The 14107-nt window shown below is 71.4% G+C and carries 14 protein-coding genes; 3 read left to right on the forward strand and 11 right to left on the reverse strand.

Annotated features, from left to right (window positions below; all coding sequences use genetic code 11):
• Positions 1-9: 9 nt before the first annotated feature.
• The 10 genes from WME98_RS17115 to WME98_RS17160 form a co-directional block, all read right to left on the reverse strand.
• Positions 10-195 carry an AAA family ATPase gene (locus WME98_RS17115; RefSeq protein ID WP_437952240.1) on the reverse strand — a complete coding sequence of 62 codons (186 nt, stop codon included), beginning with the start codon at positions 193-195 and terminating at the stop codon, positions 10-12.
• Positions 196-348: 153 nt separating this feature from the next.
• A complete protein-coding gene (locus tag WME98_RS17120; RefSeq protein WP_437952241.1) occupies positions 349-882 on the reverse strand; it encodes a hypothetical protein in 534 nt (177 codons plus the stop codon).
• A 5-nt stretch (positions 883-887) separates the two neighbouring features.
• Positions 888-1664, reverse strand: a complete 777-nt coding sequence (locus WME98_RS17125) for a hypothetical protein (protein ID WP_437952242.1) — start codon at positions 1662-1664, stop codon at positions 888-890.
• Entirely contained in the window at positions 1661-2200 is a 540-nt protein-coding gene (locus WME98_RS17130) for a hypothetical protein (protein ID WP_437952243.1), read from the reverse strand. The genes WME98_RS17125 and WME98_RS17130 overlap by 4 nt, the downstream gene beginning before the upstream one ends.
• Positions 2201-2621: 421 nt before the next feature.
• The gene (locus WME98_RS17135) at positions 2622-3164 is read right to left on the reverse strand and encodes a hypothetical protein (protein ID WP_437952245.1); all 543 of its coding nucleotides are present in this window, start codon (positions 3162-3164) and stop codon (positions 2622-2624) included.
• Positions 3165-3273: 109 nt separating this feature from the next.
• Positions 3274-3837, reverse strand: a complete 564-nt coding sequence (locus tag WME98_RS17140; protein ID WP_437952246.1) for a hypothetical protein — start codon at positions 3835-3837, stop codon at positions 3274-3276.
• Entirely contained in the window at positions 3834-4610 is a 777-nt protein-coding gene (locus WME98_RS17145) for a hypothetical protein (RefSeq protein ID WP_437952248.1), read from the reverse strand. Before WME98_RS17145 ends, WME98_RS17140 begins: the two co-directional genes overlap by 4 nt.
• Positions 4607-5146 carry a hypothetical protein gene (locus WME98_RS17150; RefSeq protein WP_437952249.1) on the reverse strand — a complete coding sequence of 180 codons (540 nt, stop codon included), beginning with the start codon at positions 5144-5146 and terminating at the stop codon, positions 4607-4609. The genes WME98_RS17145 and WME98_RS17150 overlap by 4 nt, the downstream gene beginning before the upstream one ends.
• Positions 5147-5400: 254 nt before the next feature.
• Positions 5401-5547, reverse strand: a complete 147-nt coding sequence (locus tag WME98_RS17155) for a hypothetical protein (protein ID WP_437952251.1) — start codon at positions 5545-5547, stop codon at positions 5401-5403.
• Positions 5548-5827: 280 nt separating this feature from the next.
• On the reverse strand, positions 5828-6907 hold the full coding sequence (locus WME98_RS17160) for an AAA family ATPase (RefSeq protein ID WP_437952252.1): 1080 nt from the start codon (positions 6905-6907) through the stop codon (positions 5828-5830).
• Positions 6908-7077: 170 nt separating this feature from the next.
• Here WME98_RS17160 and WME98_RS17165 point away from each other — a divergent pair, with 170 nt between their 5' ends.
• A complete protein-coding gene (locus WME98_RS17165; RefSeq protein ID WP_437952254.1) occupies positions 7078-7608 on the forward strand; it encodes a hypothetical protein in 531 nt (176 codons plus the stop codon).
• 488 nt (positions 7609-8096) lie between these two features.
• On the forward strand, positions 8097-8993 hold the full coding sequence (locus tag WME98_RS17170) for a hypothetical protein (RefSeq protein ID WP_437952256.1): 897 nt from the start codon (positions 8097-8099) through the stop codon (positions 8991-8993).
• A 393-nt stretch (positions 8994-9386) separates the two neighbouring features.
• Here the strand turns inward: WME98_RS17170 and WME98_RS17175 are convergent, their stop codons facing one another.
• Complete coding sequence (locus WME98_RS17175; protein WP_437952257.1) at positions 9387-13454, reverse strand: transglutaminase domain-containing protein; 4068 nt, start codon at positions 13452-13454, stop codon at positions 9387-9389.
• A gap of 148 nt (positions 13455-13602) precedes the next feature.
• Here WME98_RS17175 and WME98_RS17180 point away from each other — a divergent pair, with 148 nt between their 5' ends.
• Positions 13603-14049: a hypothetical protein gene (locus tag WME98_RS17180; RefSeq protein WP_061622667.1), complete on the forward strand. Its 447-nt coding sequence runs from the start codon at positions 13603-13605 to the stop codon at positions 14047-14049.
• Positions 14050-14107 lie beyond the last annotated feature (58 nt).

The raw sequence follows: 14107 nt of genomic DNA on the forward strand, positions 1-14107 counted from the left end.
ATCGCACGCTCAAATTAGATTGGCCAGGGTGCGCGCGAAGTTGCCGCCGGCCGCGGAGCCGAGCAGCACCATGATGCGATAGAGTTTCGTCTTGCCGACGCCGTTCGGCCCGACGATGACATTGACCTGCGCGAGCGGGAGGATCAGCTCGTGGATCGAGCGATATCCGGTGACGTGGAGCTCCTGGACCGTCATCCCGCCCAGGATAGCCCGATGCCGGCCGCTCCGCGACGCCGGCCGCGGCGCTTCTACCTGGAGGAGATGCCCCGCTCGCGCTCCACGAGCTCGACGCCCGGCCTCGAAGCGCACGAGCTCGGCCAAGTGGACGGCGGCCGCCCAGGGGAATGGCTACGGATCCACCCAAGTCCACACGACTGAGAAGAGGCACACGTAGATCGTCGCCCGGCCCATCAACACCGTGTCCATCGACACGTCCGGCACCACCTCGTTCCCGAGCTCCGGCGGGATCGGTCGGTGACCGGGGTACGTGACCTCGATCTCTCGAGCGATCTCGCGCGCCACTGACTCCTCCTCGGGGATGCCGGGGAGGTGGATCCCATAGTATGGCCCGAGCAGGGACACGTGGAAGCTGAGCGCCGTTTCGTCGGTGAGCCAGATGCGGGCCGAGTACGCCGGGTCGCCCCCTCCCGCCAACAGGTGGAGCGACTCGTTTTGAAGCCCGTATCGATCCCCGAGGCGGCGGATCATCGCTTTCCACGTTGGGTACTCCGCTCGCCCTCGGTTTGCGGCTTCCACCAGGCGGCGGTGCTCCTCCGTGTCGTCGTAGAAGGGCTCGTTAGGAGGCACGTAGATGCGCTCGGTGCAACGTACGCCCCGCGGGTAGAAGCGATAGACGACGTCGAGCAACTCGGAGCGAGTCATCACCATCATTTCGTCACCCTGGCGCCGAGTCGCTTGTACTTGGATTTGAATGCAGCGTCCGCCTCGCTGCGAAATATGTCGCAGAAGGTCTCCTGCGGGAGATCGTAATCCATGCGGTTTGCGACCTCCTCCGTAATCTCCTCGCTAAAGCTGGCCGCACGGCTTGCATCGATTATTCCATAAATCTCAGTCCGAAGCGGCATTCCGATTGTGAAAGCGCAGGACCAGCTCTTGATCTTGCGCGGGACAGTGAGTCTCCTGAAGTTCAGTTTGGCCCTGGCCTCTTGCCATCCTGCGCCCTTACCCTCACCGTCGTCGTCGACGACGGTGACAAACTTGAAGTCCGACGGATCGAAATCCACATATCTCCATGGGGCCATTCCAGGCGACGGGCACTTCGAGCTGCACGCATCGCTGCAGCTCAAGAAGATCGCTCCGTCTCCCGCTATATCGCCCACTCCGGGGCACGGGTCCGGCGGGCTCGTCGTGCTCTCTGTCGGCCTCTCGGAGCTGTCGCGCGGGCTCTCCTCTTCGTCTTCGAGCTCCCACTCGTTGCACGCGATCTTGCGCTCGCTGCCGTCGTGCGGGCCGTCCGGCGGCTCCGCCCCGAAGTCCCCCGACGAGGCGGAGGTGAAGACGGGAACGGGATCATAACCTGGACCCGCACCTACCCCCGAGCTTCGTTCCTCGACAGGGTAGCAGTCTCCGATCGTCCAGTTGCACGCCGCCAGCGTCCAAACCGAGATGGCCCACATCAACAACAGGAATCTTCTCGCGTTCATTTCGCACTCCATCGAAGCACAGGCCCAGCAACAACGACAACGGACACGTAGCCCGGGAGCACCAGACTACCCCGACCGACCCAATCCACGTTGGCGCTCACCGACACCCCCAGCGGTCCGGCGACGTACGCGCTCGCCTGCGCGTGGCCGCCCACGGCGAAGCCGCCGACGATGCCGCACAAGGTGGTGCCGCACGCCGGCATGACGTAGAGCGCGACCGAGGGCCCCGCGCTGACGTTGCCGTCCTTCCACGCGTACCCGAGGTCGACCGAGGTCTGGTTGTAGACCCCGAACCCGTCCTCCTGGGTCGGGGGTAGGATCGTGCACAGGTCGTGCACCGTGAACAGCAGGCTTCGCTGGATGGGCCACGAGATGCCGGCATGCGGCCCCACCGCGAGGCGCGGAACGGTACCGGCCTGGAGCCCCCCGAAGCTCACGCCGGCGCTCAGCTCGGACGCTCCTGCTTGCGCCGGTCCTGCGAGGACCGGGAGGACCACCAGGGCCGCCCCTGCGATCCGGCGGCCTCTCTTGCCCATCGTTCCCTTTCCTCTCTCGCGACGGACGAGCAACGTGTCGGCGCGGGCCATCTTTCCGATCGTGGAATCGAACGTCAACGCAGATTGGGGCGGGGACACCCCGACGGTCGTGGGTCCTACCGCCGAGAGCGGACGGGAGGGCGACGCGGCGGCGAGGCGACCTGGGGCACGCCGGGCCAGGGCGAGCAGACAGCGGCCGCCGGGTCGAGGTGGACGCCGGCGCGCGCGGAGCCGTCGCCGGCGTCGAGGTTCGCCTGGTCCCTGCCGAGGTGCGAGTCGCGCGAGCTCTTCCTCTCCCCCCGAGGGCGTGTCGGCCGCGGCCACGCCGCCGCGCAGGGGGGGCGCCGACGAACTCGCATCGAGCGTCTCGACGGCGAAGCGCCCGAGCTCGGCCACGTGGACGGCGGCCGCCAGGGATGAGCTACACCGGATCCACCCAAGTCCACACCTCCGAGAATAGGCACATGTAGATCGTCGCCTCGCCCATCAACACCACGCTCATCGCCACATCCGGCACCACCTCGTTCCCGAGCTCCGGCGGGATCGGTCGGTAGCCGGGGTACGTGGACTCGATCTCCCGGGCGACCTCGCGCGCCACCGGCTCCTCCTCGGGCATGCCGGGGAGGTGGAGCCCGTAGTATGGCCCGAGCAGGGACACGTGGAAGCTGAGCGCCGTTTCGTCGGCCAGCCAGATGCGGGCCGAGTAGGCCGGGTCGTCCCACCCCGCCAACAGGCTGAGCGACTCATTCTGAAGGCGGTATCGATCCCCCAGGCGGCGGGTCATCGCTTTCCACGTGGGGTACTCCGCTCGACCGTGGCTTGCGGCTTCCACCAGGCGGCGGTGCTCCTCTGTGTCCTTGTAGACGGGCTCGTTGGGAGGCACGTAGATGCGATCGATGCAACGTACGCCCCGCGGGTAGAAGCGGTAGACGACATCGAGCAGCTCGGAGCGAGGTATCATCATGGATTCGTCACCTTGGCGCCGAGTCGCGGGTACTTGGACTTGGGCACAGCCTCCACCTCCTCGCGCGCCCGAGCTCGGCCAAGTGGGAGGCGGCCGCCCAGGGAAATGGCTACGGATCCACCCAAGTCCACACGACCGACAAGAGGCAGACGTAGATCGTCGCCTCGCCCATCGGCACACCATCCACGTCCACATCTGGCACCACCTCGTTCCCGAGCTCCGGCGGGATCGGCTGGTAGCCGGGGTACGTGGCCTCGATCTCCTCTGCGACCGCCGCCGGTATCTCGTCGGGCTCGCCCCTGCTGTGGATTCCATAATAGAGCCCGAGAAGGCTCACGTGGAAGCTGAGTGAAGCCCTGCTGCTGAGCGAGGGAACGGGCTCTAGATCCTTCGGGCGATAGATGCGGGCCGAGTACGCCGGAGCGCTTCCCCCCGCCAACAGGTGGACGGACTCGTTCTGAAGGCGGTATCGATCTTTCAGGCGACGGATCATCGCTTTCCACGTCGGGTACTCCGCTCGCCCGCGGTTTGCAGCTTCCACTAGGCGGCGGTGCTCCTCCGTGTCCTCGTAGACGGGCTCGTTGGGAGGCACATGGATGCGCTGGATTTTATGCACGCCCCGTGGATAGAAGCGGTAGACAACGTCGAGCAACTCGGAGCGATTTGTCATCATGGACTCGTCACCCTGGCGCCGAGCAGCGGGTACTTGGACTTAAACGCAGCATCCGCCGTGTCGGCAAACATTTTGCAGAAAGTCACTTGCGGTAGTTTATAGTCCATGCCGTTTGCGACCTCCTCCGTGATCTCCTCGCTGAGGATGGCTGCACGGATTGGATCGATGCGCCCCAGAAACTCGGTCCGGAGCGGCATTCCGATGGTGATAGAGCAGCTCCAGCTCGCGATTTTGCGCGGGACAGTGAGCCTACTGAAATTCAGCTTGGCCCTGGCCTCTTGCCACCCGCCGCCCTCATCCTCGCCGTCATCCTCGACAATGGTGACAAACTTGAATACCGACGGATCGAAATCTACGTAGACCCATGGGGCCATTCCAGGCGGCGGACACTTCGATCTGCACGCATCGCTGCAGCTCAAGAAGGTCGCTCCGTCTCCCGCTATATCGCCGACTCCAGGGCACGGGTCTTGCGGGCTCGTGGTGCTCTCTGTCGGCCTCTCCGAGCTGTCGCGCGGGCTCTCCTCTTCGTCTTCGAGTTCCCACTCGTTGCACGCGATCTTGCCGTCGCTGCCGTACGGGCCGTCGGGCGGCTCCGCCCCGAAGTCCCCGGATGCGGCGGAGGTGTAGATGGGGCGGGGCTCCGAGCCTGGCCCTGCACCTACCCCCGAGCTTCGTTCCTCGACAGGGTAGCAGTCTCCTATCGTCCAGTTGCACGCCGCCAGCGTCCAAACCGAGATGGCCAACATCAACAACAGGAATCTTCTCGCGTTCATTTCGCACTCCATCGAAGCACAGGACCAGCAACGACGACGACGGACACGTAGCCCGGGAGCACAAGACTACCCCCGCCGATCCAATTCACATTGGCGCTCACGGACACCCCCAGCGGTCCGGCGACGTACGCGCTCGCCTGCGCGTGGCCGCCCACGGCCATGCCGCCGACGCGGCCGCACAAGGTGATGCCGCACGCCGGTACGACGTAGAACGCGACCGAGGGCCCCGCGCTGACGTTGACGTCCTCCCACGCGTACCCGAGGTCGACCGAGGTCTGGTTGTAGACCCCGGGCCCGCCCGCCTGGGTCGGGGGTAGGAACGTGCACAGGTCGTGCACCGAGAACAGGATGTCTCGCTGGATGGGCCACGAGATGCCGGCATGCGGCCCCACCGCGAGGCGCGGCACGGTACCGGCCTGGAGCCACCCGAGGCTCACACCGGCGCTCAGCTCGGATGCTCCTGCTTGCGCCGGTCCGACGACGAGCGCGAGGACAACCAGGCCCGCCCAGGGGATCCGCCGGCTTCTCGTGCCCATCGTCCCCTCCTCCCCTCTGTCAACGGACGAGCGACGTCGCGACGCGGGCCATCCTTCTGATTGTGGAATTGGACGTCAACTGGAATTGGCGCCGGGACACGCCGATGGTCGTGGGTCCTACCGCCCAGAGCGGACGGGAGGGCGACGAGGCGGCGAGGCGACCTGGGGCACGCCGGGCCAGGGCGGCGGCGGTCGTCGGGGCGGGATCGCCCTGTGCGGCGTGGCCTCCAGGGGAGGCCAGCCGGCCTCCGACGTCAGCGACGGCGACGGATGCCGAGGACGAGCGCGGCGCCCATGCCGACGAGCACGAGCAGGGCCACGATGACCCACACCCAATCCCGAGGATCCGAGCTGAAGGAGACCGCCGTCGCACCGCACCCGGGAGACAACACTCTTTTCATCAGGCAACCCATTCTTCCATCGACTGCCCCCTCCGGACCGCTGGAGGGTGCGGACCGCGCCGCGGTGATCCTCGACGCCGCGGCCCCGCTATCTGCACCAGCGCCATCTACGACGCCAGCACATCGCGCGCTCGCCGGCATCCTCCTCGACGCCCGCGGCCGCTCCGCGGTCGACGAAGCAGCGGCGCCGAGCCCACGTTCGAGAGCTCGCCAGCCACGGCCCCGAGCCTCCCCCCGACACCGGCCCCGCTCGCAGGGCTCACGCGGGGGCGGACGTCGTTCATCCTCCGCCGCCCGCCAGCACCGTCTCTCCAGCTCGCTTGTCGAGCTCGATGACCCGGCAGGGCGTCGCCTTCCGGATCCGCTCCGCCAGCGGGCGCGAGTGCGTCGTGATCCACAGCTGGCTCCGGGATGCCGCATGCACGAGCAGATCCCCGAGCGGCCCGAGCAGATCCGGATGCAGGCTCGTCTCCGGCTCGTTCAGCGCCAGGAGCAGCGGAGGCCTCGGGCTCAAGAGCGCCGCCAGCAGGCAGAGATAGCGCGCCGTGCCGTCCGAGAACTCGCGGGCGTCGAGCGGCCGCGACATCCCGGGCAACCCGAGCTCGACGCGGAACCGCCCCTGCGTCGAGGACACCTCGAGCGACGCGCCCGGGAACGCGTTCTCGACGGCATCCTGCAAGGCGCCCCTGTCGCCGATATCGAGGATCGTCGCCAGCGCCGCGGCCAGATCATGGCCATCGGTGCTGAGCACCGGCGTCCGCACCCCGACCTGCTCCACGCGCAGCGGCGCGCCGGAGTCGGTGGGGAAGTGATGATAGAACCGGAAGTTCATCAGCTGTTGCCGCACCACCGAGAGGAGCGGAAAGCGGTGCGGCTCGACCACCTGCGACAGCACCGACTCCGAGCCCCAGAGCGAGAAGGGAAAGGTCACGCGGTGGCCGTCCGCGTCGCGCACGAACGCCGAGCCCGCGGCCCGCTCCAGCATCGGCAGGCGGCGGCGCTTGTCGAGCAGCCAGAGGCTCTCTTCCTTGATGTCCGGGTCCAGCTGGAACGGCCCCCCAGGCGGCGGCGTCAGCCCGCACTGGAGCTCGTAGACGAGCTGATCCAGCCGCACCCGCAGCGTCATCCGCACCGGACCTTTGCTGCGCTGGCCGGCCCAGAGCACCGACGGCATCCCCCCCTCGTCGGCCAGGGTGCGCGCGAAGCTCCCGCTCGCCGCGGCGCCGAGCAGCACCATGGTGCGATAGAGGTTGGTCTTGCCGACGCCGTTCGGTCCGACGATGACATTGACCTGCGCGAGGGGGAGGGTCAGCTCGCGAATCGAGCGATACCCGGCGACGTGGAGCTCCTGGACCGTCATCCCGCCCAGGATAGCCCGACGCCGGCCGCTCCGACACCAGCCGCGGCCGCTCAACCTCCGAGCCCTTCGTGCGCTCCGGCTCATGCAGACGTGGCACGGCCCTCGCAGCTGCATTCCATGCGCGGCGGACCTGTGTCGCGTGGAGGTCGTACATGTACAGGAGGATTGCCATGGCCATGGCCGCGCTCATGGGAGCGCCGGCCTGCGGAGCGGCGGATGAACCGAGCGAGGCAGGGATAGATCCCGATGAGGCGGAGGACGCGGCCGTTGCTCCCCGCACCTTCGTGGTCGACCTCGACCGCGCAACGACGGCGGAGAACGCGATCGCCACGATCCTGGAGGCCGGACGGCCCGAGCTTGCGGGTGCCTGTGCGGACCTCCCTGCGGCAACGATACGCATCTTCAGCCCGTTCGATCCGGGCGTGTTCGCTGATGTGCCCTGTTCCTTCGCCTTCTACGGCGGCGCCGCGGCCGAGGGCACAAGCCCCGCACCGGCTTCCGACGGTGGCGAACCGATCGACACGGATCAGCAGGCGCTGAGCCCATTCTCTCTCGGGTGTGCCGTCTTCGTGCTGGGGTCCAGCTTCGTCGCCAGTCGCGCGATCTGCCCGAGAGCGCGCAATCAGCGAGATTTCAAGCGCTGCCAGAACTGGTCCGATGCCGGCTTCGCGGGCATCTCGATCATGTGCGCGTTTTTCTGACCGGTGACGTATGCACAAGATCCCGCGAACTCTGGGGATTTTCGCCTCTGGCGGCGCGCTGATAGCTGCCGCGCTGACCACGCCGTCAGAGGGGCCTGGCTCTTCGTGGGGCGACGTAGCACGCCTCGGGCTTCCGCTCGCGCTCTTCTTGTACGCGCGGTGCTGGCTCGATGAGGGACGGGCACGCGAGCGCGCCGCGAGGGGGGTGAGGGACGAGCCGTAGCCGCGCTGGACGGCCTCGAGGCATGACAAGGCGCACGCCGGCGCCGAGGCCCAGCCGGACGCGCACGGCGCGGCCGACGTCGAGACCCTGGGGAGCGAAGAGCAGGTCCCCCGGCATCGCCAGCGGGGCGGCGTGCACACGTTGAGCCTCGCCGCCGTGCCGCCGTCCGAGCGCGCGCCGCCCCGAGGCGCGCGCCGCCACAGCACCATTCCGTCGTCGCGCCTCCATTGACCCGCTCGCGAAAGCCCCGATAGCCTTTCCGGCCATGCCCGCACCCATCATCGAACAAGACGCCTCGCTGGAGAGCGTCCTCGAACAGAACACCCATACCCTGACATGGCTGCTCGCCTATCCCTTCACCCAGGATCTCGCCGCCCCGTTCCAGGCGCAGCAAGAGCGGTGGATGGCGGTCGATCGTCAGGAGATCCTCCTCTGGATGGACATCCTCAAAGCGACGACGCTGGTCAGCGTCGCGGACGAGGCGCTCGACGCCCTCGTCGACGCCGTCGCCAACACCATCCTCGCCGAGGCCGGCAACGACCGCAGCGCGCCGCTCTACACTCTCTATTTCGGCAACCAGCGCCCCAGCGACCTCAAGCGGCCTGTCCTCGGCGGTCAGCTCGAGACCATGCGCGCTTGGCTGCCCTCCCTCACCGGCGGAAGCCAGGCGCTCCGCGCGCTCGGCGAGCAGCTCGCCGCGGCGATTCAAAAGGCCGACGCCGCGACCGCGGCGCTCGCCGCCGCCAAGCAGAAGAACCGCGAGTTCCGCACCGTCGGCGAGCGCAAAGCGTTCATCGACGCCCAGAACGCCCTGCGCAAGTCCACCTATGGCGCGCTGTCCGAGATGCCGCACAAGCACCCGGACAAGCGCCTTCCCAACACCTTCGCCGATCTCTTCTTCAAGCGCCTACCGCGCCGCAAGACCGCGGCCGAGGAGCCGGAGCCGGCGACGGCCGCCGAGCTCACCGCCAAGATCGCCGAGGTCGAGCAGCAGCTCGCCGCGCTGAAGACGCGCTACACCGAGGTCCTCGCCGCCGAGGAGGTCTCGGCGCGCGAGAAGGCGCAGCGCGAGGCCGACGCCGCCGCCCTCGCCGAGGCCGAGAAGGCAGCCGAGGCCCTCGCCGCCCGCGTCACCGCCCTGCGCGCCAAGCTCGGCCGCTGAGCGCGCAGCGCCGCCGCCACCGCCGGGAACCCGCCGCAACGCTTGACAATCGTTCCCCCGCATGCAGGGGACGCCGCGCCGACGCTCGACGACCGTTCCCCCGCGCCGCGCACCGCCGAATCCGTCTTGACAGGAGGCTCCCCCGCGCTCCGGGGAGCGATCGCCGAGGCTCGCCCCCGCGCCCGCGGCGCGCCGCGCGGATCGCAGGAACCATCGACGCGCCGGTCCGGGCGGCGCAGCGGCGCGGTCGAGCGTCGACGGCGGCGCCCCGGACCGCCGGGGCAGGTCCTCCCGCGGCAGGGCGCCGGCCTCCGGCGCGCGGGGGGCGGCGCGGCGACGTCGACGGAGCGCTCCCCGCGCGCCGGGGCGCCGGGAGCGCTCGTCCCGCCGCCTTCACCGCGCCTGCTGGCTCGCCGGCGCCGCCGGCTTGCCCGCCGCCCCGACGGGGGCGCTCGCCGACGCCGCCGGCTTGCCCGCCGCCCCGACGGGCACGAGCCGCACCATCCGGTGCAGGAGCCCGTCGACCCGCTGCAGCCAGCCGCGCCAGGCGGCGTACTGCGCCACCGGGATCGTCGACCGGTCGATGACCACGCGCTCCTTCACCACGACCGCGTTCTTGCCCGGCGCCTTCGCGAACGAGATCGACGCGCGGCCGAAGTCGCCGCCGTCCTCGTCGCCGCCCGGCGGGAGCTCCGCGAACGCGTACCCCGCGGGGGCGACGATCGTGATCGTCCGGGTGTGGTGCCGCGGCGCGAGGCTCGGCGGCAGGACCACGGGCAGCGTGCGCTTCACGAGCGGCGCGAGCTGCGACGTCAGCGTGGACGTGCCCGAGAGCGGCACCGCGAGCTCCGCGCCCTCGCGGCGCGCGAGCCCCTCGGAGCGCGCCTCGAACTCGAGCGTCGCCGCCCCGTGCGCGAGATCGGCCTGGAACGCCACCTTGGGCTTCACGTCGACGGTCGGGAACCAGCCGTACGCGAGGTACTGCTCGACCCACTGCGCCCGCGCGTCGGCCTCCGCCAGGTTCGACCGGAGCTCGAACGCCGCGTCGCCGATGTGCCGCTCCTTGGCCGCGAGCTCGCCCGCGCCCGACGGCTGGAGCGCGATGGTCCAGTCGGCGTCGACGCCGTGATCGGCCGGCGAGCTCGCCGGCGTCTCCACGATCTTCGGCGGCCCCTCGTCGACGAACAGCGAAAGCGTGCGCGCGTCCATCGCCGGCAGCGGCCCGAGCCGGCTCTGCGGGCTGGTCGCGTCGAGCCACAGGCCCGGCGCGCCGCCCGCGCCCGGGAGGTACGCGATGCCGTGATCGAACACCGGGATCGCCGCCACCTCGCTCCGGAGCAGCGAAGGCTGGCCCGTGTAGCGCGTCTGCACCAGCACCTCCGTCGCCTCGATGCCGATCGACTTGAGCAGCGTGATCAGCAGCATCGCCTTGTCGTCGCAGTCGCCCTGGCGTCGCGCGAGGAGCTCCTGCGGGCGGTTCGGCAGCCACCACTCGCCCGAGACGAAGTTCACGTACCGGATGTCGTCGGCGACGAAGTCGAAGAGCGCCCGCAGCTTGTCCTCGCGCGTGGTCTTGCCCTTCGTGAGCTCGGCGGCGAGCCGGCGGACCTGATCGTCCGGCTCCGTGAAGCCGGCGACGGCGCCCCGGTACCACTCCCGGAAGTCGTGCCAGCCGTGGAACGTGGAGCCGACGACGACCGGCAGCACCTCGGCGAGGTGCGGGGCGAGCGGCTCCTCGGGCACCTCGGGCGGGTCGTCCCAGATGAACCGCGTCACCTGGCGGCCGTCCTTCTCGGACCGGAGCACCCGCTCGGCCTTGCCGTTCAGCACGTCGATCGCCAGCGGATCGCTCGTCGGCGAGTCGACGACGACCTCGTTGTAGAGGATCGGCCGCGTGTCGGTCGAGCCGACGTAGTCGATGAAGTAGAACGGCGCGTCGCCCCGGCGCCCGACGGGGCCCGGGGTCCACGCGCGCACCGCGACCTCGACCACGTCGCCGGCCTTCAGCTTGGGCCAGCGCACGAACGGCCGCTGCCCGCCCGCGCCCTGCTCGTCCGGCGGCGCCACCGTGCCGTCCTTGCGGTGCACGCGCGCGAACAGGAGCTCGGTGTCCTCGGCCTCGGCGGGGATGTCGCGCTCGTAGAGGTCCTGATCGGTGCGCGGCTCGATGACGATCTCGCGCGCGTAGTGCATGAGCTGCGAGACGCGCTTGTCCGGGTGGTACGTCACGACGCGCACCCAGTGGAGCTGCCGGTCGGCCACCTCGCCCTTCTTCGCCGGCTCCCTTCGCCCGCGCTCGAGGAAGACGCCGGGCGCGGCGAGGTACTGCTCGTCGCGCATGCGCCGCCGGCCCGGCGCGCCGGCCGCGCCCTCGCCGAGGCGGAGCGCGAGCTCGGCCTTGAGGAACGGGTCGCCCGGCGCGAGATCGCGCGCCCGCGCGAGCGCGCCGTTCGCGAGCGCGGCCGCCGCGCCGCTCGCCTGGCCCTGCCGGACCGCGGCGAGCGCCTGGAACGCGGCGGGCTGGTTCGGCGCGACCTGCGTCGCGTACGACAGGACCTCGCGCGCCCACGCGACGCGGCCCGCGTCGTGGAGCGCGCGGCCGACGCGGATGACGTCCTCGGCCGACGTCTGCTGCGCGAGCGCGCCTGCGGCGGCCACCTCCAGCGCGGCGCCGCCCTCGGGCTCGAACGCGAGCACGTAGTCCGCGCCCCGCGACTCGGGCGCGATCTCGGCGAGCCTCCGCGCGGCCCGCAGCGCGAGCGCCGGGTCGAGCCGGGCCGCGGCCGCGATCTCCTGCCAGACGACGACCGGGGTCCGGTCCTTCTGCTCGCGCTCGACCGCGAGCAGCTCCTCGAGCCCGGCGCGCGCGAGCCCCGACGTCCCGAGCTTCTTCTCGACGAGCCCGCGGAGGACGCGCGCCTCGGGGTCGCGCGCCGAGCGCAGCGGCTCCTCGCGCAGGACGGCGGCCGCCCAGTCGGCGCGGCCCGAGGCGAGGTGGGCCGCGACGAGCCTGCGCTGCGCGAACGAGGCGGTGGCCCGGTCCTTCTCGGCGAGGCCGCGGGCGCGCGCGGCCTCGAGCCAGCCGCTGCGGTTCGCGCCGAACGGCGACACCCACCCGGCGAGGGCGAGCGCGTCCGCGGAGATCCCCGGCGACCGCGTCACGCGGTCGAGCAGGCCGGGGGCGCGGGGCGATCGCTGATCGTCCGCGCCCCCGAGCGTGCGCGCCACGACGGCCGTGAGCGTCTGCTCCAGCGTCTGCGCCGCGCCCGCGCCGAGCGCCCTGTCGAGCGCCGTCGCGACGGCGGCCGACGGCGACGGCGCGGCCGGGGGCAGCGCGAGCCTCGTGAGGTCCGACGAGGTCGCGAGCGCCACCGGCCGGCGCTGCTCGTCGGTGAAGCGCACGCGGACGCGCCCCTCGTCGGCGATGGCGCCGGTGCAGACCTTGAGGGCGAGCAGGTGATCGCCCGCGGGCGCCTCGATCCGCGCGGCGATGCGGTCGAGCACGAGCCGCTGGTGGGCCGCGTCGCTCGAGGCGACGTCCGCGCCGTCCCACGCGAGCCGCACGGCGCCGGCCGCGGCGACGTGGGCGAGGATCGGCTTGCGATCGAGCGCGGCGGGGACGGTCACGCGCGAGGCGAGGTAGGTGCAGCTCTCGGCGCGGGGATGGATGTAGAGGTCGAGCGGCACGCCGCGCGCGGTCGCCGCGGCGGGCAGCACCCGGCGCCACGCGACGTCGTAGACGCCCCAGGCGTAGCGGGCGCTCATGTCCGAGAAGCGCTGGCCTTCGGCCTCGGGCCCCTCGCGGCGCGCGAGCCCGCCGCCCGAGTTGTCCTGGAACGGCCCGAGGATGGCGAACGCCTTCACGAGCCCCGACGGGTCCGGGGGCGCGTCGTACGAGACGGCGCGCGCGCCGGGCCACGTCGCCGCCGGCGGCTCGGGGGCGAGCGAGGCCGCGAGCCAGCGCGCCTCGTCGGCGAGCGGCGAGGCGGACGCCGCGATCTGCGCGAGGCCATCGCGCGCGCGGCCCTGCGCGGCGCGATCGGAGAGCGCCGCCGCGATCACGAGCCCCGCGAGCGCGTCGTCGCCGCCCCGCCGCGCCCGGGCCAGCGCGGCGCCGAGCATCTCGTCGGGCGTCGCGGCGGTCCACCGCGGCGCGGGCGTGATGGGCGTGCGCTTCTCGGCCGCCGGCGCGCCGCCCGCCGCCGGCGCGCGCGGATCCACCTTCGCGCCGCTCGGACGCCGCGCCGGCGCGCCGCCCGCCCCCGGCGCGCCGCCCGCCGCCGGCGCGGCCGCGTCCGCCTTGACGCCGCCCGCGCGCGGCGCCTGCGCGTTGCCCACCGCGGGCGCGACGGCGATCGCGAGCAGCGCCGCCAGGCATCCGCCCCGGCGCGCCGCGCGCCCCGCGCGCCGATCTCGTCCTCGTCGATCGCCTCGATCTTCCCCCGGCGAGCTCCGCTCCATCGATCCTCGCTTCCAGGCCACGGCATAGCGCGTGCCCGATCGCGGCGCGAGCGCGGCGATCACGCGCGGGTCGCGCGCGCGGCCGCCCCGCGGCGTGAAGCCGTGCGCGAATTTGGCCGCCGGGCTCGCGGCCCACTAGCCTGCTCCCATGCGCCGCGCGTCCCGATGGCTGCTCTCGGCGGTGATGGCCCTGACCACCCTCACGGCCTCGCCAGCGTCGACCTTCGCCCGCGACACCAAGGTCGAGTGGAAGAGCGTCGACGTGCCCGCGGGCGAAGGCCAGGCCCAGCGGGCGCGGGCCCTGCGCGGCCTGCTCAAGAGCGCCGCGAAGAAGGCGGATTTCGGCGAGGCGAAATCGGTCGTGCTGAGCGCGCGCGTCGCCGAGTTCACCTCGGTCACGCGGGGCGACGTGCACCGCGTGAGCTGCACCATCGTCGGCCGCGTCGTCGGCGGCCCCACCGCCCGCTCGCGCATCTCGTTCGGCGGCAGGCCGTCCGAGCGACAGGCGCTGGAGAAGCAGGTGCTCTCGATGGTCGCGAGCGGCGTCGTCGGCCGGCTCGCCGCGATCGTCCGCGCGCGCGCCGCCGCCGATTGACCCCGCGCTCGAGATCGCGCCGCGCCGGCCTCGACCTCCTCCGGGATCTGGACTACGA

Source organism: Sorangium sp. So ce296, assembly GCF_051529605.1.
Taxonomy (GTDB): domain Bacteria; phylum Myxococcota_A; class Polyangia; order Polyangiales; family Polyangiaceae; genus Sorangium; species Sorangium cellulosum_D.

Bases quoted from the DNA above. Each gene is read 5' to 3' on its own strand.
- WME98_RS17115 (WP_437952240.1), bottom strand. From the start codon at position 195: ATGACGGTCCAGGAGCTCCACGTCACCGGATATCGCTCGATCCACGAG.
- WME98_RS17120 (WP_437952241.1), bottom strand. From the start codon at position 882: ATGACTCGCTCCGAGTTGCTCGACGTCGTCTATCGCTTCTACCCGCGG.
- WME98_RS17125 (WP_437952242.1), bottom strand. From the start codon at position 1,664: ATGAACGCGAGAAGATTCCTGTTGTTGATGTGGGCCATCTCGGTTTGG.
- WME98_RS17130 (WP_437952243.1), bottom strand. From the start codon at position 2,200: ATGGGCAAGAGAGGCCGCCGGATCGCAGGGGCGGCCCTGGTGGTCCTC.
- WME98_RS17135 (WP_437952245.1), bottom strand. From the start codon at position 3,164: ATGATGATACCTCGCTCCGAGCTGCTCGATGTCGTCTACCGCTTCTAC.
- WME98_RS17140 (WP_437952246.1), bottom strand. From the start codon at position 3,837: ATGATGACAAATCGCTCCGAGTTGCTCGACGTTGTCTACCGCTTCTAT.
- WME98_RS17145 (WP_437952248.1), bottom strand. From the start codon at position 4,610: ATGAACGCGAGAAGATTCCTGTTGTTGATGTTGGCCATCTCGGTTTGG.
- WME98_RS17150 (WP_437952249.1), bottom strand. From the start codon at position 5,146: ATGGGCACGAGAAGCCGGCGGATCCCCTGGGCGGGCCTGGTTGTCCTC.
- WME98_RS17155 (WP_437952251.1), bottom strand. From the start codon at position 5,547: ATGAAAAGAGTGTTGTCTCCCGGGTGCGGTGCGACGGCGGTCTCCTTC.
- WME98_RS17160 (WP_437952252.1), bottom strand. From the start codon at position 6,907: ATGACGGTCCAGGAGCTCCACGTCGCCGGGTATCGCTCGATTCGCGAG.
- WME98_RS17165 (WP_437952254.1), top strand. From the start codon at position 7,078: ATGGCCATGGCCGCGCTCATGGGAGCGCCGGCCTGCGGAGCGGCGGAT.
- WME98_RS17170 (WP_437952256.1), top strand. From the start codon at position 8,097: ATGCCCGCACCCATCATCGAACAAGACGCCTCGCTGGAGAGCGTCCTC.
- WME98_RS17175 (WP_437952257.1), bottom strand. From the start codon at position 13,454: ATGGAGCGGAGCTCGCCGGGGGAAGATCGAGGCGATCGACGAGGACGA.
- WME98_RS17180 (WP_061622667.1), top strand. From the start codon at position 13,603: ATGCGCCGCGCGTCCCGATGGCTGCTCTCGGCGGTGATGGCCCTGACC.